Origin of the sequence: Photobacterium aphoticum, from assembly GCF_001029435.1 — a bacterium.
Taxonomy (GTDB): domain Bacteria; phylum Pseudomonadota; class Gammaproteobacteria; order Enterobacterales; family Vibrionaceae; genus Photobacterium; species Photobacterium aphoticum.
In genome coordinates this window covers 45,751-67,622 of the sequence record NZ_LDOV01000020.1, presented here as the reverse complement: position 1 = coordinate 67,622, position 21,872 = coordinate 45,751, and the positions used below count along the sequence as shown (strand labels likewise).

General features: G+C 51.1%; 18 protein-coding genes. 15 read left to right on the top strand and 3 right to left on the bottom strand.

Going from position 1 to position 21,872, the window contains the following annotated elements; translation table 11 throughout:
* Positions 1-26: 26 nt before the first annotated feature.
* The 6 genes from infB (at position 27) to nlpI (ending at position 8,360) form a co-directional block, all read left to right on the top strand.
* Positions 27-2,786: a translation initiation factor IF-2 gene (gene infB / locus ABT58_RS10940; protein WP_047874446.1), complete on the top strand. Its 2,760-nt coding sequence runs from the start codon at positions 27-29 to the stop codon at positions 2,784-2,786.
* Between the two features lie 96 nt (positions 2,787-2,882).
* A complete protein-coding gene (gene rbfA / locus ABT58_RS10935) occupies positions 2,883-3,281 on the top strand; it encodes a 30S ribosome-binding factor RbfA (protein ID WP_047874445.1) in 399 nt (132 codons plus the stop codon).
* 3 nt (positions 3,282-3,284) lie between these two features.
* On the top strand, positions 3,285-4,232 hold the full coding sequence (gene truB / locus ABT58_RS10930) for a tRNA pseudouridine(55) synthase TruB (protein WP_047874444.1): 948 nt from the start codon (positions 3,285-3,287) through the stop codon (positions 4,230-4,232).
* A gap of 441 nt (positions 4,233-4,673) precedes the next feature.
* Positions 4,674-4,943 carry a 30S ribosomal protein S15 gene (gene rpsO, locus ABT58_RS10925; RefSeq protein ID WP_005369538.1) on the top strand — a complete coding sequence of 90 codons (270 nt, stop codon included), beginning with the start codon at positions 4,674-4,676 and terminating at the stop codon, positions 4,941-4,943.
* A 240-nt stretch (positions 4,944-5,183) separates the two neighbouring features.
* Positions 5,184-7,307 carry a polyribonucleotide nucleotidyltransferase gene (gene pnp, locus ABT58_RS10920; protein ID WP_047874443.1) on the top strand — a complete coding sequence of 708 codons (2,124 nt, stop codon included), beginning with the start codon at positions 5,184-5,186 and terminating at the stop codon, positions 7,305-7,307.
* 129 nt (positions 7,308-7,436) lie between these two features.
* Positions 7,437-8,360 carry a lipoprotein NlpI gene (nlpI, locus tag ABT58_RS10915; protein ID WP_082211070.1) on the top strand — a complete coding sequence of 308 codons (924 nt, stop codon included), beginning with the start codon at positions 7,437-7,439 and terminating at the stop codon, positions 8,358-8,360.
* Positions 8,361-8,490: 130 nt separating this feature from the next.
* On the opposite strand, the gene ABT58_RS10910 is transcribed toward nlpI, so the two are convergent.
* The 3 genes from ABT58_RS10910 to ABT58_RS10900 all read right to left on the bottom strand — a co-directional run bounded on the left by ABT58_RS10910 (position 8,491) and on the right by ABT58_RS10900 (position 12,567).
* Positions 8,491-9,369, bottom strand: coding sequence for a U32 family peptidase (locus tag ABT58_RS10910; protein WP_047874442.1), 879 nt, complete (start codon positions 9,367-9,369; stop codon positions 8,491-8,493).
* Positions 9,370-9,378: 9 nt separating this feature from the next.
* Positions 9,379-10,386 carry a ubiquinone anaerobic biosynthesis protein UbiU gene (gene ubiU, locus ABT58_RS10905; RefSeq protein WP_047874441.1) on the bottom strand — a complete coding sequence of 336 codons (1,008 nt, stop codon included), beginning with the start codon at positions 10,384-10,386 and terminating at the stop codon, positions 9,379-9,381.
* A gap of 147 nt (positions 10,387-10,533) precedes the next feature.
* The gene (locus ABT58_RS10900) at positions 10,534-12,567 is read right to left on the bottom strand and encodes a sensor domain-containing protein (RefSeq protein WP_047874440.1); all 2,034 of its coding nucleotides are present in this window, start codon (positions 12,565-12,567) and stop codon (positions 10,534-10,536) included.
* Between the two features lie 204 nt (positions 12,568-12,771).
* Between ABT58_RS10900 and ubiT the strand changes: the two genes are divergently transcribed.
* The 9 genes from ubiT (at position 12,772) to ABT58_RS10860 (ending at position 21,498) form a co-directional block, all read left to right on the top strand.
* Positions 12,772-13,293 carry a ubiquinone anaerobic biosynthesis accessory factor UbiT gene (gene ubiT / locus ABT58_RS10895; RefSeq protein WP_047874439.1) on the top strand — a complete coding sequence of 174 codons (522 nt, stop codon included), beginning with the start codon at positions 12,772-12,774 and terminating at the stop codon, positions 13,291-13,293.
* Positions 13,283-13,786, top strand: a complete 504-nt coding sequence (locus ABT58_RS10890) for a GNAT family N-acetyltransferase (protein ID WP_047874438.1) — start codon at positions 13,283-13,285, stop codon at positions 13,784-13,786. The genes ubiT and ABT58_RS10890 overlap by 11 nt, the downstream gene beginning before the upstream one ends.
* 148 nt (positions 13,787-13,934) lie before the next feature.
* Positions 13,935-14,336 (top strand): DNA polymerase III subunit psi, encoded by a 402-nt coding sequence (locus ABT58_RS10885; RefSeq protein ID WP_047874437.1) that lies wholly within the window; start codon positions 13,935-13,937, stop codon positions 14,334-14,336.
* Positions 14,326-14,772, top strand: coding sequence for a ribosomal protein S18-alanine N-acetyltransferase (gene rimI / locus ABT58_RS10880; protein WP_047874436.1), 447 nt, complete (start codon positions 14,326-14,328; stop codon positions 14,770-14,772). The genes ABT58_RS10885 and rimI overlap by 11 nt, the downstream gene beginning before the upstream one ends.
* 225 nt (positions 14,773-14,997) lie before the next feature.
* Positions 14,998-16,578: a peptide chain release factor 3 gene (gene prfC / locus ABT58_RS10875; protein WP_047874435.1), complete on the top strand. Its 1,581-nt coding sequence runs from the start codon at positions 14,998-15,000 to the stop codon at positions 16,576-16,578.
* Positions 16,579-16,814: 236 nt separating this feature from the next.
* On the top strand, positions 16,815-18,947 hold the full coding sequence (glgX, locus tag ABT58_RS10870) for a glycogen debranching protein GlgX (protein ID WP_082211069.1): 2,133 nt from the start codon (positions 16,815-16,817) through the stop codon (positions 18,945-18,947).
* A 32-nt stretch (positions 18,948-18,979) separates the two neighbouring features.
* Positions 18,980-19,204 carry a hypothetical protein gene (locus ABT58_RS24060; protein ID WP_107205027.1) on the top strand — a complete coding sequence of 75 codons (225 nt, stop codon included), beginning with the start codon at positions 18,980-18,982 and terminating at the stop codon, positions 19,202-19,204.
* Positions 19,194-19,988 carry a TatD family hydrolase gene (locus ABT58_RS10865; RefSeq protein WP_047874434.1) on the top strand — a complete coding sequence of 265 codons (795 nt, stop codon included), beginning with the start codon at positions 19,194-19,196 and terminating at the stop codon, positions 19,986-19,988. The genes ABT58_RS24060 and ABT58_RS10865 overlap by 11 nt, the downstream gene beginning before the upstream one ends.
* Before the next feature lie 217 nt (positions 19,989-20,205).
* The gene (locus ABT58_RS10860) at positions 20,206-21,498 is read left to right on the top strand and encodes a NupC/NupG family nucleoside CNT transporter (RefSeq protein ID WP_047874433.1); all 1,293 of its coding nucleotides are present in this window, start codon (positions 20,206-20,208) and stop codon (positions 21,496-21,498) included.
* Positions 21,499-21,872: the final 374 nt, after the last annotated feature.

Below are 21,872 nucleotides of genomic sequence, written 5' to 3'. Positions count from 1 at the left end.
AATATTAATCGCAAGGGAGGAGCAGCATGTCAGAGGTTACAGTTAAAGCATTAGCCGAGGAAATCGGCACGCAGATTGACCGTTTGCTTCAACAGTTTGCCGATGCTGGTATTAGCAAGAAAGCTGAAGATAGCGTAAGCCAAAAAGAAAAACAGGCGCTGCTTGTCCACCTGAAGAAAGAACATGGTGGTGAAAGCAGCACTGGCGAGGCCCCTACACGCCTTACTTTGCAACGTAAGACCCGAAGCACGCTGAGTGTTTCGGGCTCTGGTGGCAAGAATAAAAGTGTTCAGGTAGAAGTGCGCAAAAAGCGCACCTACGTTAAGCGATCTGCGCTTGAAGAAGAACAGCGTGCCGCGGAAGAAGCGAAGCGTCTAGCGGAAGATACCGCTGTGCGTGAAGCAGAACTTGCCGCTCAGCGAGCAGCCGAAGAAGCTGCCAAGCGTGAAGCTGAAGAGCAAGCTAAGCGTGAGGCTGAAGAAGCCGCACAACGCGCTGCTCAAGAAACGCGTTTAGCTGAAGAACAGGCTAAGCAAGATGCAGAACAGAAAGTGAAGCGTGATGCTGAGGAAAAGCAGAAGCGTAACACTGAAGAAAAGCGATTGGCTGAAGAAAAAGCCAAACGCGCCGCCGCTGATGAACAGGCTAAGATAGATGCCGAGGCGCTACAACGTCGCCGGGAAGAGGAAGCCAAGCGTAAAGCCGAAGAAGAGAGTCAGCGTCAGCTAGAAGAGGCACGCAAAATGGCAGAAATGAACGAAAAGAACTGGTCACAGGCTGACCAGGAAAAAGGTAATATGGATAAAACAGACTACCATACTACAACGTCAACCTACGCGCGCGCGGCGGAAGACGAACAAGATCGTAAAGAAGAAGGCGCTCGTCGTCGTAAGAAAAAGAAACCAGCTGCTAAGCAAGACGATCGCAATGCGAACGCACGCGGTGGCCGCAATCAGCGCGGTGGTCGTGGTAAGCAGATGGCTAAACCAACGTCTATGCAGCACGGCTTCGACAAAACAGCGACCGTTGCTAAACAAGACGTGGTAATTGGCGAAACTATCGTTGTATCTGAACTGGCTAACAAGATGTCTGTTAAAGGCGTTGAAGTTATCAAAGTGATGATGAAGATGGGTGCCATGGCGACTATCAACCAAGTGATCGACCAAGAAACGGCGGCACTGGTTGCAGAAGAAATGGGCCACAAAGTTATCCTGCGTAAAGAAAACGAGCTTGAAGAAGCCGTTCTGTCTGACCGCGATGCTGACCTTGTAGCGGTTCCACGTGCGCCAGTTGTGACCATCATGGGTCACGTTGACCACGGTAAGACATCTACCCTTGACTACATCCGTAAAGCACACGTTGCAGCGGGCGAAGCGGGCGGTATTACCCAGCACATCGGTGCATACCACGTTGAAACTGACAACGGTATGATCACCTTCCTAGATACACCGGGACACGCCGCGTTTACCGCAATGCGTGCACGTGGTGCACAGGCAACGGATATCGTTGTTCTTGTTGTTGCTGCGGACGATGGTGTAATGCCACAGACAATCGAAGCAATCCAGCACGCGAAAGCGGCAGGTGTACCGCTAATCGTTGCTGTGAACAAGATCGATAAAGAAGACGCAAACCCAGACAACGTTAAGAATGAGCTAGCTCAGTACGACGTTATGCCTGAAGAGTGGGGCGGCGAAAACATGTTCGTTCACATCTCTGCGAAGCAGGGTACGAACATTGATGGCCTACTTGAAGCTATCCTTCTGCAAGCTGAAATTCTTGAACTGACTGCAGTTCAAGAAGGCATGGCGAAGGGTGTTGTGGTTGAATCACGTCTAGATAAAGGCCGTGGTCCTGTTGCGACTGTTCTTGTTCAGGAAGGTACGCTACGTAAGGGCGACATCGTTCTTTGTGGTCTAGAGCACGGTCGAGTACGTGCGATGCGTGATGAGCTAGGTCGTGAGATTGAATCTGCAGGTCCATCTATCCCAGTTGAGATCCTAGGTCTGTCTGGCGTGCCATCATCAGGTGACGAAGCGACAGTGGTACGTGACGAGCGTAAAGCGCGTGAAGTAGCACTATACCGTCAAGGCAAATTCCGTGACGTGAAACTGGCTCGCCAGCAGAAAGCGAAACTGGAAAACATGTTCTCTAACATGGCTGCCGGTGAAGTCGCTGAACTGAACGTTGTACTGAAAGCTGACGTACAGGGTTCTGTAGAAGCGATTGCTGACTCACTACGTAAGTTGTCTACTGACGAAGTGAAAGTAAACATCGTAGGTTCAGGTGTAGGTGGTATCACCGAAACTGACGCGGTACTTGCTGCAGCTTCTAACGCGATCGTACTTGGTTTCAACGTACGTGCTGATGCATCTGCACGTAAGACAATCGAAACTGAGAACCTAGATCTTCGTTACTACTCAATCATCTACCAGCTAATCGACGAAGTTAAAGCGGCGATGGGCGGTATGCTGTCTCCAGAATTCAAGCAAGAGATCATTGGTCTTGCTGAAGTACGTGACGTATTTAAGTCACCGAAACTGGGCGCAATCGCAGGTTGTATGGTGACTGAAGGTACCATCAAGCGTAGCAACCCAATCCGCGTACTGCGTGATAACGTGGTTATCTACGAAGGTGAGCTAGAATCACTACGTCGTTTCAAAGATGACGTACAAGAAGTGAAGAACGGCTACGAGTGTGGTATCGGCGTTAAGAACTACAACGATGTTCGCGTGGGTGACCAGATCGAAGTTTACGAAATCATCGAAATCCAGCGTACGCTTGATTAATTTTCGTGAACTACAAGCTGTTTTATAACAACTAATATTATGGGGAGCTTCGGCTCCCCATTCTTTCAAGAGAGTGATCTCTAAGAGAGGACTTGCATGTCAAAAGAATTCAGCCGCACGCAACGTGTTGCCCAGCAGCTACAAAAAGAGCTAGCGGTGATCTTGCAGCGCGAAATTAAAGATTCACGCATTGGTATGACAACCATTTCAAGTGTGGATGTATCTCGTGATATGAACTACGCAAAAGTGTACGTGACCTTCTTTACTGTGGGCGAGCAGACAGCAGAAGAAAGTCTAGCGGCACTGCGTGAAATGGCACCGTACATCCGTTCCCTACTAGGCAAAGAAATTCGTCTACGTGTGACGCCAGAGCTAAACTTCATCTTCGATAAGTCTCTGACTGAAGGTATGCGTATTTCTAACCTTGTGTCGAAAGCAGTACGTGATGATGAAGAACGCCGTGGTGATGAACCTCAGTCGAAAGACGAGGAGTAATCCATGGCACGTCGTCGTAAGGGCCGTCCAATCGATGGTGTGATCCTGCTGGATAAGCCAACAGGATTCAGCTCGAATGATGTCCTGCAAAAAGTAAAGCGTATCTTCTTTGCGCAAAAAGCCGGTCATACGGGTGCATTGGATCCGCTGGCTACCGGTATGTTGCCAATCTGCTTTGGTGAAGCGACGAAGTTTTCCCAGTTCCTGCTTGATTCAGACAAGCGTTACCGTGTGGTTGCCAAATTAGGTGAGCGTACGGACACGTCAGACTCTGACGGTGAAGTGGTGGAAACCCGTGAAGTGAAGGTTGACCGTGGTCAGCTGGAGCGTTGCATTGCCAAGTTCCGTGGCACGACGGATCAGATCCCGTCGATGTACTCGGCGCTGAAATACCAAGGTCGTAAGCTGTACGAATATGCCCGCGAGGGGATTGAAGTGCCGCGTGAGTCACGCAAAATCACCGTTTACTCAGTGGATTTGCTGCGCTTTAGCAACAACGAAGTGGAGATGGAACTGCATGTGTCAAAAGGCACCTACATCCGTACCATCGTTGATGATCTTGGGGAAATGCTAGGCTGCGGTGCACACGTGACTTACTTGCGTCGTACCGGTGTGTCTCACTACCCGGTAGAGCGCATGGTGACCCTTGAGCAACTGGAAGCCCTGCTAGAGCAAGCCAAGGCGCAAGACATTGCCCCGGGTGAGCTGCTGGATCCATTGTTGCTGCCAACCGATACGGCAGTGCAAGATCTTCCTGAAGTGAACATTGTACCGGCATCGGCGGTGTACATTCTGCACGGTAACCCAGTGAATGCGGGTACTGTGCCGGCGGAAGGCACGCAAGTGCGTATTACCGTGGGCGAGTCCCGTGAGTTCATCGGCGTCGGTGTGATTGACCGTGACGGTCGTCTGGCACCAAAGCGTGTGATGGCGAACGAGCAAGCGGAATAAGGTTGTGAGTATTAAGGGGCTAGGGACGAGGAAGAGCGGAAAAGCGGTTCTTTGATCCTGAGGCTCTTTGGTAACGCCCTGATTGAATGGTTCTGTGATTACATCATGGAACCATTTTTTTTGATTGATTTACATTTACAGAGACGGTTTTATAAGATCAGAGCTCAGCTTTTCCTCGAAACTCGCTGACTCGTCCCCGTCCTTTTTTTCGCCCTAACTCGGCGCGAAGCATTTCTCGCAACTCGCCTTTGCTTTTTCTTTTCCTCGTCCCTGTAGATTCGTTCCTCACCTCAGTTTCTCTCTTTTTCTTAATCCGCGTCTGTTGTGTGATTATTCACTTGTAGTCCAATCGGCCTCCACGTATAATCCGCGGTTCGGGTGTCGGCTGAATCAGAGATTGGCTGACACAAGTTAAAAACAATTTTGTATTAGGAATGAGTTATGTCTCTGAATGCAGAAACTAAAGCAGCAATCGTTGCTGAATACGCGCAGTGCGAAAACGACACTGGTTCTCCTGAAGTTCAGGTTGCTTTGCTAACAGCACAGATCAACCACCTTCAAGGTCACTTTGCTAACCACAAACACGACCACCACAGCCGTCGCGGTCTACTACGCATGGTTTCTCGTCGTCGTAAACTTCTAGACTACCTAAAAGGTAAGAACCTAGATCGTTACCAAGACCTAATCAAGCGTCTAGGCCTACGTCGCTAAGATTGCTTTTAGAAAGGAGCCTTATGGCTCCTTTCTTTTTATCTGCAGTTTATGCCCTATCACGAGTCGTTTTCGTCGACCCAGTGGTCGCGACTAATGACAGTTCTTCCCGAAATAAGAATTTTCATTAGTCGCGATACGTGAAATTGCCGTAAATTGCTTTTCATCACATGACGCTTTTCTTTGTGTCAGATATACTTAACGGCGCAAATAAAAAGCGGAATAATTAAGGAAATTCACGTGAATCCTATCGTAAAGACTTTCCAGTACGGTAACCACACGGTTACCCTTGAAACTGGTGTAATGGCTCGTCAAGCGACAGCTGCTGTAATGGCTAGCATGGACGATACGTCTGTATTCGTATCTGTTGTTGGTAAAAAAGAAGCAGTTGAAGGTCAGGACTTTTTCCCTCTGACAGTAAACTACCAAGAGCGTACTTACGCTGCAGGTAAAATCCCTGGTGGTTTCTTCAAGCGTGAAGGCCGTCCTTCAGAAGGCGAAACGCTGACTGCACGTCTTATCGACCGTCCAATCCGTCCGCTATTCCCAGATTCATTCAAAAATGAAGTACAGGTAATTGCGACTGTGGTTTCTGTGAACCCAGACGTACAGCCAGACATCATCACGATGATCGCGACTTCTGCAGCACTTGCGATTTCGGGCATTCCGTTCAACGGCCCAATCGGTGCAGCACGCGTAGGTTTCATCAACGATCAGTTCGTATTGAACCCAAGCAACACTGAACTAGGCGAAAGCAAGCTAGACCTTGTTGTTGCAGGTACTGAAAGCGCAGTACTGATGGTTGAATCTGAAGCAGACCGTCTGACTGAAGAGCAAATGCTACAAGCAGTAGTATTTGGTCACGATCAGCAGCAAGTTGTTATCAACGCAATCAACGAATTCGCAGCAGAAGTAGCGACTCCTGCTTGGGAATGGGTTGCACCAGTTGTTAACACTGAACTGAAAGCACGTGTTGCTGAGAAAGCAGAAGCACGTCTGGCTGACGCTTACCAGATCACTGAAAAGATGGCGCGTTACGAGCAAGTTGGCGCAATCAAGAACGACGTAGTGGAAGCACTACTTGCTGAAGACGAAGCGCTAGATGAGCGTGAAATCCGTGGCATGCTAGGTTCGCTAGAGAAGAAAGTGGTACGTAGCCGTATCATCGCTGGCAACCCACGTATCGACGGCCGTGAAAAAGACATGGTTCGTGCACTAGACGTACGTACTGGCGTACTGCCACGTACACACGGTTCTTCTCTGTTCACTCGTGGTGAAACACAGGCGCTAGTAACAGCGACTCTGGGTACACAGCGTGATGCACAGATCATCGACGAGCTGACTGGCGAGCGTAAAGATCACTTCCTACTACACTACAACTTCCCTCCATACTGTGTGGGCGAGACAGGTTTCGTAGGTTCTCCGAAGCGTCGTGAAATCGGCCACGGTAAACTGGCTAAGCGTGGTATTGCTGCAGTTATGCCAACTGTTGATGAATTCCCATACACAGTGCGTGTAGTATCGGAAATCACTGAATCTAACGGTTCTTCTTCAATGGCATCTGTATGTGGTACGTCTCTTGCTCTTATGGATGCAGGTGTGCCAATCAAGAAATCTGTTGCGGGTATCGCGATGGGTCTTGTGAAAGAAGGCGACGATTTCGTTGTTCTTTCTGACATCCTGGGTGATGAAGACCACCTAGGTGACATGGACTTCAAAGTAGCGGGTACTGATGACGGTATCACTGCACTGCAGATGGATATCAAGATCGAAGGTATCACTAAAGAGATCATGCAGATCGCTCTGAACCAAGCTAAAGGCGCGCGTACGCACATCCTTAGCGTAATGGATCAGGCAATCAATGCACCACGCGAAGAGATCTCTCAGTTTGCACCACGTATCCACACCATGAAGATTAACCCTGAGAAGATCAAAGACGTGATCGGTAAGGGTGGTGCGGTAATTCGTGCGCTAACAGAAGAAACAGGCACAACGATTGAAATCGAAGACGACGGTACTGTGAAGATCGCAGCAACCGAAGGGACTGCAGCACAAGAAGCAATCCGCCGTATCGAAGAAATCACTGCTGACGTTGAAGTAGGCCGTATCTACACAGGTAAAGTAATGCGTATCGTTGACTTCGGTGCGTTCGTTTCTGTTATCGGTGCGAAAGAAGGTCTGGTTCACATTTCTCAAATCTCTCAGGAGCGTATTGAGAAAGTGGCTGATCACCTTGAAATGGGTCAGGAAGTTCAAGTTAAAGTACTTGAGATCGACCGTCAGGGCCGTATCCGTCTAAGCATGAAAGAAGCCGCTGAAGAACAAAATCCAGCAGCTGCCGCTGAAGACAAGCCAGAAGCATAAGGCTTTTTGCTAAAAGCATGATATAAAGGGGCTATTAAGCCCCTTTTTTATTATTACCGTTATCGCCGCCATGCTTGCGCTACGATCGTATATGCTAGACATAAGGCGTCTCACTGAGGGAGAACGGCATTGATTGCAAATCGGATTAAACTGGCCTGTATCGCCATGGTCGCGTTACTGGCGGGTTGTTCATCGTCCCAGCCACAATGGGCGCAGCCGCCTATGGCCGTGCCATTCCAGCCAACCATTCAAGAACAAATTCAGCTAGCACGTATCGATCAGTTATTGCGTCGTAATGACTTAAGCGATGATACGTTGGCACAAATGTATTATGAGCGCGGGTTGTTGCATGATAGCTTGGGCTTGCGTGATTTGGCCCGTTTAGACTTTAATCAGTCGCTCTCTTTTAAGCCGGATCAACCGGATGTTTTCAACATTCTCGGGGTGTATTTCACGCAGAGCGCGCATTTTGATGCCGCCTATGAGGCGTTTGATTCCAGCTTAGAGCTCAATATCCATCACCCGTTTGCCCAGCGTAATCGCGGTATTGCCCTGTACTACGGTGGCCGTTACGATTTGGCGTTTGAGGATTTGAACGCCCATTACCAGCAGAACATCAATGATCCTTACCGTGTGATTTGGTTGTATCTGGTTGAGCTGGAACAAGATCCGGTGAAAGCGCAGGAGAAACTGCGTCTGCGTTACGACAACAGCGATAAGCAGGACTGGGGTTGGCAGATCGTTCGTTGGTACTTAAACGACATTACCGAAACCCAATTCCTTAACCAGATTGCGCTCGACAGTGAAGATAATGCCCTGTTGGCAGAGCGGCTGACGGAAGCTTATTTCTACATGGGTAAGCTGTATTTCCACAACAAAGACTACGGCACCGCCCTGATGCTGTACAAGTTGGCCTTAGCCGGCAACGTGTATGAGTTTGTGGAGCACCGTTTTGCTCTGCTGGAATTGAGCCGTTTGCAGGCTGCCATTAATGAGCAACAGCAGTTTGATGCAGTCTTGGACGTGAACAGCGAAAGCGAGGCCGCGCAGTAACTCTGCCGCATCGTGATTGGCCGGGTTAGCGCCCCAATCTGACGAATTAAAAAAGCCGCCCGTGGTGTCACGGGCGGCTTTTTATTTGTGCGTATCTCGGCCTGACATGTGTTTTTATATGGAGGACGGATTACGACTCGATGTTCAGGCCAGCCAGGTTATGCCAGTAACCGTTACAGTGATGGCCGTCTGCCAGGGTATGACGCTGTTGACCTTGTTGGTTGGCACGGAAGTCATCCACCAGTGAAAGCGTGTCGATACCCAATGGGCTCAAGCGCACAACATCCACCAAACCAGCCATGCCTAGCTGATCGTTGATCAGGTTGTAGCAGTAGCCAGACTGGGTCTGAATGCCGTTCAGGGTAAACACTTTCTGCGCTTCCTGGCTGTTCACCGTAATGCCGTTCGGGTACTTGATACAGCAGGTTTCGCAGTCATCTTTGGCTTTATCTTCAGCGCGCGCGGTAAAGCAGCGTGCTGAGTAAGCCAGTGGCAGGTAACCGTAGCTGAACACTTCTGTTTCAAACTGATCGCGGATCCTCATCTGCTCACACTCGGCAACCACGTTTTGCAGCCACTGGCGTGACAGCTCAACCGGCATACACCAACGCACCATGCCTTTTTTCAAAAACAGGTTCAGCGTCTGCGCGTTGTAGCAGTTCACAGCCGGGCCAACCACAAACGGCACGCGCTTTTCATGGGCCAGCTGGATCGCTGACACGTCGTTGGCTTCCACAATGAAGTCGCCGTTATCAATGTACTTTTTCATGACATTGACTTCGCTTGGCGCTTCCAGCAAGGCCATGGTCGATAGCACCACTTGCTTGCCAGTGGCAGAGATGTCTTTGGCAATCGCAAACCAGTCAGCCGGCTTTAATTCACGACGCTTAGAGCACACGGTTTCACCCAGATAGATGATGTCGGTGTTGGCTTCTTTCGCCTGCTGGTAAAACGCTTCAACGTCAGTTTTTGGCCAAAAGTACAGTAGGGGGCCAAGGGCGTATTTCATGTTGGCTCCTTATTGCCATTTACGGTGGTAAGCACCGAGAGTGGTTTGTTTACCTTCAGAGACATTACCCAGACACGCATTCCACGCCGGTTCAACGCTGTAGCCTTCAGGATTGGCCTTGTAACGGTCAATCGCGGCGCGCCACGTTTTGGTGACTTGTTCCACGTACGCCGGGCTGCGCTGGCGACCTTCAATTTTCACGGACGCAATATTGGCTTTGAACAGCTCTGGCAGAATTTCCAGCGTGTTCAGGCTGGTTGGCTCTTCCAGGGCATGGTAACGACGGTCAATGCCTTCCAGGTTGACATCAAAACGGCCTTTACACAGCGTCGGGTAACCGGCGTTCTCGCCAGCGGCATAGCGGTCGATCAGCACTTCGTTCAGGCGGGATTCCAACCCTTGTGGGGTTTCCTGCCAGCGCACGAATTTAGCCGGCGAACACGCACCGACAGTGTTTGGTGATTCACCGGTCATGTACGATGACAGGTAACAACGGCCTTCCGACATGATGCACAAGCTACCAAAGGCAAACACTTCCAGTTCCATATCGGTGTTACGGGCCAGCTGCTTCACTTGGTGAATCGATAACACGCGTGGCAGTACCACACGTTTTACATTGAAGTTCTGCTTGTAGAAGTCAATCGCCGCCGTGTTGGTGGCAGAGGCTTGTACAGACAGGTGCAATTCCAGATCCGGATATTTGGTGGCGGCGTAGTCAAGCACGGCAATGTCTGCCACGATCAACGCATCCACGCCCATTGACGCAGCGGTATCTACCGCCGTACGCCAGCGGTCAAACCCGTCAGGGTGGGCAAAAGTATTGAGGGCCACATGCAGTTTACGGTCGTGGTCGCGTACATACTGCACGGCTTTTTCAAGTTTACGTCCTGTAAAATTCAAGCCGGCAAAATGGCGGGCGTTCGTATCATCTTTAAAGCCGATGTATACCGCGTCTGCGCCATTATCAATGGCCGTTTTCAGCGCCGGAAGGTTCCCGGCAGGGCAAAGTAGCTCCATAGTGCTGTTTTCTACCAGTCTGGAAATAAAGTCATGGCGCAAATATAGGGGGCGCGCGGCCCCCGTGTTTTGATGTCAGGCAGGTTTTGTTGATTTAGGACAACTTATTTTGCATTTTTATTGAGTCTAACTTACCAATAATGGGGGTTAGTGATTGGTGTGCTTATGCAAAATGGTCTCTAACTCATCTTTGGGCAGCGGCTTGTAGAAGTGGAAGCCCTGAATGGAGTTACAGTGCAGGTTAGACAGCAAGGTCGCCTGCTGGCGGGTTTCGACCCCTTCGGCCACCACGCTCATGTTCAGCGCTTTACCCAGGTTGATGATGTTTTCAATCAGTGTCAGCTGTTTGGGCACATTGTCGATGTCCTGAATAAAGGCGCGGTCAATCTTCAGCTCATCCAGCGGGAAACGGGCCAAATACGACAGGGACGAATAGCCGGTGCCGAAGTCATCAATCGACAATGAAAAGCCGAGCTTCTTAATCGCATTGAGCATCTGAATGGTATGCTCGCCATCGCTCATCACCGCACTTTCGGTCAGCTCAAAGGTAATGTCGTTAGGGTTCACGCCAATGGACTTATGCAGGCGGTCGACAAACTTGATCAGGTTCGGGTTACCAAACTGCTGCGGGGAGAGGTTGATCGCCACGCGACCGGTCAGCAAGCCCTGAGATTTCCACTGTTTCACCGTGGTAAACACTTCGCGCATCACCACTTGCCCCAGCTGATCGATCAAACCGGCACGCTCGGCCACCGGAATAAACTGGGCCGGGCTGATATAGCCTTCCACCGGGTGCTTCCAGCGCACCAAGGCTTCGGCTCCGTCAATGGCAAAATCGCGCGCGTTCACTTTGGGCTGGTACCACACTTCCAAGCCGTTATTTTGCAGCGCTTTTTGCAGTTCAATTTCCAGCCACAGCTGCATGCGCGCTTCTTTGTTCATCTCTTCACTGAAGGTCACGGCGCGGTTACGGCCCCGGTTTTTCGCCTCATACATGGCGGTATCGGCATTTTGCAGCAGGATGCGGGCATCATTGCCGTCGCCCGGGAAGCTGACCATGCCGATAGAGCAGGCTAAGTGCTTGCTGAAGTGGTGCAGGTTAAACGGCTGGTTGATCAGGGCAATGACTTGCGCTGCCGTAAGATCGCCCACTTTGTGGTGTTCTGGGTTGGGCAGCAAAATGGCAAATTCATCGCCGCTCAAATGGCCGATGATGGCCGTGTCAGGCAGCATGCGCACCAGACGTTTTCCGATCTCCTGCAACACCTGATCGCCAATGTGATGGCCCAGTGAATCATTGATATTTTTGAAGTTATCAATGTCCAGATAGAGCATAAAGAACGGCACGTCCTGCTTGATGGTCTGCTCGAGCTTGCGGCTGAACCCGTGGCGGTTGAGCATGCCGGTCAGCGGATCGGTGTGCACCAGATGCTCCAGCTTGTCTTGTTTGCTCAGTTGCTGGCTGTTGTCTTGCAGTAAGATCAGGCGGGCAGGGGTGCCCAGTAGTGGGATCGGTGCGGCGGATAAACGCAGTGCACGCTGGGCCGGGCAGTAGGGGCTGGTTTGGCAGTTGCGGCTTTCGCCTCTGCTGAGCGATTGCAACTGGGCTTTTTGAATGGGCTTGTTATTGCCATCGACCAGCAATTTCCCCAGATCGGTTCCTTGCAGATCGGCCACCGACTCAAACCCCAGCAGCTGGGCGGCATTGGCGTTGGCCGAGATAATGGTGTTTTCTTCGACGATGCAGCACCCTTCATGCATCATCTGGTTGATCACTTGCAGTTGCTTTTCCAGCTCTTGAATCGTGTTGACCAGCACCTGCCGCTCCGAGGTATCGGCGCAGTGCAGCACCACATGCTGGATCTGACCGTCGGTACTGCGCAGGGGCGAAAGGCTGAAATGCATGCTGGTGTCATGACGGCTGTCATCGAGCACCACTTCCCCTTCGACCGTTTCTCCGGCAAATGCCCGTTGATAATACGGAGAAAGGGTGCGATAAAAGGTCGGGCCGAGGGTATCGTTATCATTGAGCCCGATCAGCTCGTGGCGTTCCAGCCCGCTGATTTCACAGTAGCGGTTGTTGACAGCGAGGTAGTTGTGCTGTTGATCTAAGACTGCGAAGAGAAAAGGACTATTATCAGTCAGTAAGGGAAACCAGTAATGGAGTTGCTCTGTCGGCATGGTATGAAAGGGATATCCGTATGTAGCTGTTCGCCAAAGAACAAGGCGCCAAGTGTATTTTTTATTACTATACCCTGCCTGCTAGTGGTTATCCCAAACTTTGCAGCATGAAAACCGTATTTTTTGACTCAAGGCATAAAATTGCGGCCCTTTCTTGCCATACAATCAAGAGTCCCATGCGACCTATACAGGAAAAGATTAATAGTGATTGCTCAACTAAGACAACAGCTGGTTCAACATGGCCCAGCGTTTTTACGTGTACCGGCGAAACTGACGCCGTTTGCCATTCAGAAGAAAGTGATGCTGGAAGGCCTGGCCATGGTTTTCAAAGAAGCCCTGGAAGACGGTGATTTCGAGTTTTTGGAAGATCGTTGGTTAAAAGTCGAAGTGAGGGATCTGGATCTGCGCTGGTACATCAGCTACCAAAACGAGCAGCTGGTGGTGTCGGAGCATGTTGAACAGGAAGACGTGAGCTTCAGTGGCGAGTGTAATGATCTGGTATTGATTGCCGCGCGCAAAGAAGATCCGGACACCTTGTTCTTCCAGCGTCGTCTGCGCATTGAAGGCGACACAGAATTAGGCCTGGAAGTGAAAAACCTGATGGATAGCATCGATTTGGATTCACTGCCAGCCCCTGTGAAATTTGTGCTGAATCAGTCAGCCGATTTCATTCAAAAAGGCCTGCAGAGCTCTGCAGATCGCAAAGAGGTGATGAATGCTCATTAGATCGGAAGCGCCAGCCGATATTCTGCCGATTGACCGTCTGCTGAAAACCGTGTTTGAGACGGAAGCGGAAGCGAAATTGGTCATGCGTTTGCGTGAAAACGGCAACCGTACCCTGTCATTGGTGGCGTGCACCGATGAAGGGGAAGTGATTGGTCATGTGTTCTTCAGTCCGGTGACCCGTGACGGAGAAGACGAATACTGGCAAGGGCTGGCACCGTTAGCGGTGCATCCTGACTATCAGCGTCAAGGCGTGGGATTGGCGTTGATGGAAGAAGCGAAGCAGACCTTGGCGGAGCTGGGTTATCCGGTGATTGTGGTGTTGGGGCACAGCGATTACTACCCGAAAGCCGGCTTTACTCCGGCAGCGGCACACGGTTTGGCGTGCCAGTGGCCGGTACCGGAAGAGGCTTTCATGGTGCTGGAGTTACTGCCTGATCACTTGGCCGGCAAGCACGGTACCTTGGCGTACTGTCCGGAATTTGCCGAGCTGTAAGCCAGGTAAGACGTCGGACGCACACGTGGCCGATGCACACAGCGAGAAATACCACCTCTGGGTGGTATTTTTTTTGCGTCTCTTTAGCGAGTTTTCGTTTGGATCTGGTAGTATCACCCGCCAGACTGAACAGCATGAAGGTGAGTGAATGAAACAGCGAGATTTACAGCTCATGCAAGAGATGGGGCTGACCTACTGGCAAGTCCGTAAGCCGGATTTTTATCCGGGACGCGATTTGCCCGCTATTGATTTGCCACCCTCTTGCCAGTTGCTCTTTGTCTGTGAGGATGAATTGGATGAGCATGACCGCTGGCTGTTTGGCCGTATTCTGAGCAGCATGAAACTCACGCCTGAGCAGGCATTAAGCTTGCCACCGGCTGCGGTGGAGCAGATCCGCGAGCACCATTTAACCTGGTGCTGGGTCGCCGGTTGTGACGTTGTGCATCCGGCTGGGTGTCAGTTACTGACCTCAACCTCGCTGGCGCAAATGCACACCAATCCAAGTAGTAAAAAAGCCCTATGGCAACAGATCTGTTCTTATGACACATAACATCGTATTACTGGCGCCCCATCACCTTGATGATGTGTGGCGCATTGAGCAAGCGGCACACGCTTACCCGTGGGCGGAATCCTTGATCCGCAAAGAGCCGAATAAAATCGCCTTAAACTGCGCGTTAGAAGTGGATGGCCAGTTAGTCGGCTATTGCTTCGGGCAGTTGGTGGCCGGTGAAGCGACCTTGCTGAATATCGCCATTGATCCGGCGTGGCAGGGCAAAGGCATGGGTAAAACCTTGCTGGAAGGCTTTATTGCGTTACTGGAAGCGCGTAACGCCGAAGAGATCTGGCTGGAAGTGCGCGAAAGTAACACCCGTGCTTACCAGTTGTATGAATCGCTTGGTTTTAACGAAATTAACCGCCGTGAGGGGTATTACCCGGCAGAAAACGGTCGGGAAGATGCGTTGATCATGACGTATCTGGTGATGTAACCTTCGGCACGGTTTACCCCAACACCGAGGCGTCTTATCGCTGTCTCTTTTGGTGGAGTTTGCGTATAATTCCGCCATCTTTATGCTTCTACCTCCCGCTCTGCCTGTGCAGAGACACGTGAATGATGTGGATTCGGGTATTAGAAGCGCGTCGCCCCGCCGCCATGCACTGGCTGGTGGGACGCAGTTCGATTATTGAAATCTCTCACAGGATTATCAACGCTTATGTCTTTTCTTTCTGAAGTGAACAAACGTCGTACGTTTGCCATCATTTCTCACCCGGATGCGGGTAAAACAACCATTACTGAAAAAGTACTGTTATTCGGAAACGCGATCCAGAAAGCCGGTACGGTTAAAGGTCGTGGCTCTAACCAGCATGCAAAATCTGACTGGATGGAGATGGAAAAAGAACGTGGTATCTCGGTTACCACGTCTGTGATGCAGTTCCCTTACAACGACTGTCTGGTTAACCTGCTAGATACTCCGGGACACGAAGACTTCTCAGAAGATACCTACCGTACACTAACGGCGGTTGACTCCTGTTTGATGGTGATCGACGCCGCGAAAGGTGTCGAGGATCGTACCCGTAAGTTGATGGAAGTAACGCGTCTGCGTGACACACCTATCGTTACCTTCATGAACAAATTGGACCGTGACGTGCGTGATCCAATGGAAGTACTGGACGAAGTGGAAAACGAATTGGGCATGATGTGTGCACCAATTACGTGGCCAATCGGTTGTGGTAAAGAGTTTAAAGGTGTTTACCACATTCATCGTGACGAGACGATTTTGTATGAATCAGGTCACGGCCATGAAATCCAGGAAGTACGTATCATCAAAGGTCTGGATAACCCAGAGCTGGATGAGAAAGTGGGTGAAAGCCTGGCTGCCAGCGTACGTGATGAGCTGGAACTGGTGATGGGTGCTTGCGCGGAATTTGATCATGAAGCGTTCCTGACCGGTGAGCTGACCCCTGTTTACTTCGGTACTGCATTGGGTAACTTCGGTGTAGACCACATGCTAGACGGTTTGACGGAGTGGGCGCCAGCGCCGAAAACCCGTCAAGCGGTTGAGCGTGAAGTCGAAGCAACTGAAGATAAATTCTCCGGTTTCGTGTTCAAGATCCAGGCAAACATGGATCCAAAACACCGTGACCGTATTGCGTTCATGCGTATTGTGTCGGGTACGTACACCCAAGGCATGAAGATGAACCACGTGCGTCTTGGCAAGCAGGTGAGCATTTCTGATGCGGTAACCTTCATGGCCGGTGACCGTTCACGCGCAGAAAATGCGTATGCCGGTGACATCATTGGTCTGCACAACCACGGTACTATTCAGATCGGTGATACCTTCACTCAAGGTGAAGCACTGAAGTTCTCGGGCATTCCAAACTTCGCCCCTGAATTGTTCCGTCGTATTCGTCTGAAAGATCCACTGAAGCAAAAGCAGTTGCTAAAAGGTCTGGTACAGCTGTCTGAAGAAGGCGCCGTACAGGTATTCCGTCCGCTGCAGAACAACGATCTGATCGTAGGTGCGGTGGGTGTGCTTCAGTTCGACGTGGTTGTGGCTCGCTTGAAGTCAGAATACAACGTAGAAGCGATCTACGAAGGTGTGAACGTGGCGACAGCGCGTTGGGTTGAATGTGGTGACGTGAAGAAGTTTGAAGACTTCAAACGTAAGAACCAGGCGAACCTTGCCCTTGATGGCGGTGACAACCTGACTTACATCGCGCCAACCATGGTTAACCTGAACCTGGCCAAAGAGCGTTTCCCTGAAGTGGATTTCCGCGCGACTCGCGAACACTAATTCGCCCCTGTTTTTGTTCGGCCTTTTATGGCCGATCTGCGCCGGCAGATGAAAACAGACGAAGCCGTCACGATTGTGGCGGCTTTTTTTTGGTTTTGTGAAATGCCACGTGTGCATTTGTGCGCGCAGTATTAGTCCGACAAAACGGAATCGGTCTACTATTTTGAGGTAGGTCTATATCCGGCAGCGTGCGGTCGTTTGGGTATAGGATTCATCCAGCCAAGGAGCGCAGACTGATGAAAGACACCCTGACCCATGAATCTACCGCCGCATTAAGCCGTATGCTGGCCGCTGAAAAATCCCATTACACCTTGCAGGGTGAAGCACATCCGCTCGGCGCTTCTGTACAGGCGGATGGGGTGAATTTCAGTCTCTATTCCAAAGATGCCACCCGTGTGGTGCTGCATCTCTTTTCTCATGCCGAGGCACGAAAGCCGCAACACACCTTTGAATTGGATCCCTCGTTGCACAAGCGCGGCCACTACTGGACCATCTTTGTCGGCAATATCGGGCACGGCCAGCACTATGTGTTTCAGGTCGACGGGCCGTGGATCCCGGAAAAAGGCTTGCGCTTTAACCCGAAAAAAATGCTGATCGACCCGTACAGTCATGCCATCCGCTTAGGGGAAACGTACTCCCGTGAGCGTGCGATGGGCATGGACAGTAACATGGATGCGTGCATGAAAAGCATCGTGGTGGATCATCGTGGTTTTGACTGGCAAGGAGCCCGGGCACCCCGCCATTCCCTGACGGAAACCATCATCTATGAAATGCACGTTGGCGGCTTTACCCGTGATCCGTCTTCGGGGGTAGATCCTGATTTGCGCGGCACCTTTGCCGGCGTGATTGAGAAAATCCCGTACCTCAAATCACTGGGTGTCACCGCCGTCGAGTTGATGCCGGTGCAGCAGTTTGATGTGGACGATGCGCCGGAAGGTAAACAAAATTACTGGGGATACAGTCCCATCAATTTCTTCGCGGTACATGCTGGCTACAGTGTAGAGAACGATCCGCTCAGCGCCATTGATGAGTTCAAAACTATGGTGCGCGCCTTGCACGATGCCGATATTGAAGTGATTCTGGATGTGGTGTTTAACCATACTGCAGAAGGGGATGAACACGGCCCGACGTTCTGTTTTAAAGGGTTACAGAACGGGGCGTATTACCTGATTGATCATGACAACGGTCATTATCGTAACTACAGCGGCTGTGGCAATACCTGCAACGCCAACCACAGTGTGCTGCGCCGTATGATCATTGATGCGCTGCATTTTTGGGTGACCGATATGCATGTGGATGGCTTTCGGTTTGACTTGGCCTCGGTGTTGTCGCGTGACAGCCAAGGCCATCCGATGCAGGAGCCGCCGCTGCTGTGGTCGATCGATTCCGACCCGATTTTGTGCAATACCAAGATCATTGCCGAAGCCTGGGATGCGGCCGGGTTGTACCAAGTAGGCTCCTTTATTGGCGATCGCTGGAACGAATGGAACGGGAAGTATCGCGACGATGTGCGGGCTTTCTGGCGCGGTGATAGCGGCTGTATCAGCCGTTTTGCCTCCCGCTTGCTGGGCTCGCCTGACATCTACTGCCGTTACCACCATTCGCCCCACCGCTCCGTGAACTTTATCTGTGCCCACGACGGGTTCACCTTGAATGACTTGGTGAGCTATAGCGAAAAGCACAACTTAGCCAACGGCGAAGGTAACCGTGACGGTGATAACCACAATCTGTCGAGTAACTACGGGGTGGAAGGGCCGACGGACAACCAAGAAATAGAAGCGCTGCGTCACCGTCAGTGCAAGAACATGTTGGCGACGCTGTTTTTGTCATTAGGCACACCGATGTTGAGCATGGGGGATGAAATTCGCCGCACCCAGCAGGGCAATAACAACGCCTATTGTCAGGATAACCCGCTCAGTTGGATGGACTGGACGCTGGTGGACAAACACGCCGATCTGATGCGGTTTGTCACTTTACTCAGCGAGATCCGTACCGCCGAACCGGTCTTTGACTGGAACATGCATATCTCCCTCAATGAGGTACTGGAAGATGTCAGCATTCGTTGGCACGGCGTGAAGCCGGATCAGCCGGATTGGTCTGAGCACTCTCACTCACTGGCTCTGACTGTCTATCACCCGATCACCCAAGATGAATTGTATGTGGTGTGCAATGCCTATTGGGATCCGCTGGCCTTTACCTTGCCGAGCCGAAAAGGGTGTGAGTGGCATGTGATGATCAATACCGCTAAGCCGTCACCACATGATATTTATCCGGTTGGTAAGGCACCGATTTATCTGGACGATAGCGTGTTGGTCAATGGCCGCAGTATGATAGTGATGGTGTCTAAACCGACCCGCAAGGGCGAATAAAAACAAACCACAAAAGAGCCGGAGAGAGCAACATGATAGCAGGACTACGACGCGCGTTAGCGGCTTATGACCGTTGGTGTCGAGACATGGGGCTGGCCCCGGAACACCGGCGCAGCTGTGCGCCGGTGCGCTATGACATCGATGATCCCCGTCATCCGGCACAACGTGCCCTGCAGGCCACGTTAGCCGAGTCAGATGCCGTGAATGAAAAGGGAACAACCCGCAAAGCGATCACAGAGGCAACGCATGTTGATTGACAGCCATTGTCACTTTGACTTTTCCCCGTTTGATGCCGATCCGGCGCAGTACCTGGCCGATGCGCAGCAAGTGGGGGTGGAGAAGTTGGTGCTGCCAGCTATTGGGGCGAGTAACTGGGCGGCGGTACAAGCACTGGCAGAGACCTACGCAGGGGTTTACTACGCGCTGGGCTTGCACCCGTTCTTCAGTGCACAGCACACGCCACAGGACATCGCCAAGCTGGATGTCGCATTGGCGGCTGACTCACTTTTGCGAGCGAAAAACCGCAGCAAGTGCGTTGCGGTCGGGGAATGTGGGCTAGACTTTGCCATTGCGGATGCTGATAAAGACCAGCAGGTGGCGTTACTGACCGCACAGTTTCAGATCGCCAATCAGTATCACCTGCCGGTTATTTTGCATTGTCGCAAAGCGTTTCCCGAAATGATCCGTTTGTTGCGGCAACATACACCGGTCGCAGGTGGGGTTTATCACGCTTTTAGTGGAAGCTATCCCCAAGCCAAGCAGCTTCTTGATCTAGGTATCAACATTGGGGTGGGGGGTACGATAACCTATCCGAGAGCCAATAAAACGCGCCAAACCATCGCCGCGCTGCCATTGACAGCGTTGTTGTTGGAAACGGATGCACCGGATATGCCGATTGCGGGGTATCAGGGGCAGCCGAACCGGCCAGACAGGCTGGTGCATGTGCTGCGTGAACTAGCAGCGATTCGAGGGGAAAGCGAACAGGAGATCGCACGCGTGGTTACCTTAACCACCGCTGAACTCTTTGGTATCCCGATGTGAATCAAGGTCACAAAAAAAACGATTGCGCCAAACGGTTGCGCAATCGTCTCCATTTTTTGTGATTGACCTCACGTTTGGTGTTTTGCTTTCACTTCATTTCCTTGCAAATTGTGAAGTCGGCATTATTTTATCCGGCGTTGCATGAGTATAATGCGCCGGACTCTTAATGAGCCGAATTGTCGAGACGCCAAACTTAACTTGAGGGAAGCCATAAACTATGAGCCTGTTTATGAGCCTGGTTGGGATGGCAGTACTGCTACTAATCGCTGTACTTCTATCTGATAACCGCAAAGCTATTAATCTTCGTACTGTTGGTGGTGCATTTGCCATCCAATTCTGTCTAGGTGCATTCGTACTGTATGTACCAGTTGGTCGTGACGTGCTTTACGGTATGTCACAAGGTGTTGCTAACGTTATTGCTTACGGTAACGACGGTATCAACTTCCTATTCGGTGGTCTAACTTCAGACAAAATGTTTGAAGTGTTTGGCGGTGGCGGTTTCGTCTTTGCCCTACGCGTACTACCAGTAATCGTATTCTTCTCTGCGTTGATCAGCGTACTGTACTACTTGGGTATCATGCAGGTTGTCATCAATATTCTTGGTGGTGGTCTACAGAAGGCTCTTGGTACCTCTCGTGCGGAATCGATGTCTGCTACGGCGAACATTTTCGTTGGTCAAACAGAAGCCCCTCTTGTTATTCGTCCATTCGTGCCGAAGATGACACAGTCTGAACTGTTTGCCGTTATGTGTGGTGGTTTGGCATCTGTGGCAGGTGGTGTATTGGCGGGTTACGCGTCAATGGGTGTACCACTAGAGTACTTGATCGCTGCATCATTCATGGCAGCACCAGGTGGTCTACTGTTCGCGAAAATCATCAAGCCTGAAACAGAAGAGCCAGTTGAGCAGCTTGCAGGCGATGCAACTGAAGGCGACGACAAGCCAGCGAACGTTATCGATGCAGCAGCAGCAGGTGCGTCTTCTGGTATGCAGCTTGCGCTAAACGTTGGTGCAATGCTTCTTGCATTCATCGGTCTGATTGCCCTAATCAACGGTCTGCTTGGCGGTATCGGTGGTTGGTTCGGTATGCCTCAGCTAACGCTTGAGCTAATCCTGGGTTACGTGTTCTCACCACTTGCATTCCTAATCGGTGTGCCTTGGTCAGAAGCTACAGTAGCGGGCTCATTCATCGGCCAGAAACTGGTTGTGAACGAATTCGTGGCTTACCTGAACTTTGCCCCTTACCTGAAAGATGCAGCGGAAGGCGGTATGCTGGTTGCTAACACAGGTGCGGCAATGTCTGATAAGACACAAGCTATCATCTCGTTCGCATTGTGTGGCTTCGCTAACCTATCTTCAGTCGCTATCCTTCTAGGTGGTCTGGGTGGTCTAGCACCAAGCCGTCGTCACGACATCGCTCGCTTCGGTATGAAGGCAGTAGCAGCAGGTACATTGTCTAACCTGATGTCAGCGACCATCGCAGGTCTGTTCGTAACATTGTCTGCAATGTAAGTTCGAACCGCGCTGAATAAAGAACGCCGCTGTGAGCAATCACAGCGGTGTTTTTGTTTGAATGAGATGTGAGAAGCGAGATCCTAGATCCTGGTGCCTAGAGTGGGTATCGAGATTTGAGTATTGCGTCTCCGCGTTTCTAGTTTCTGTTTTTCTCGATACGCGAAACTCGCTAACTCGTCACAAGTTCCTGCATTTTCTCGTTCCTAGCCCCTCGTCCCTGTCTTTCTCGTTTCTTGCCCCTGCTTTTTCCAGATTCAAGGATCTCGCCTCTCGCTACCTGCTTTCCCCCCGATCAACACATACGGTAAACATCTGCGATCTTGTGGCCAAGACATGTCATAAAATCGATTGCGCTCCGGTTTCTGAGCAAT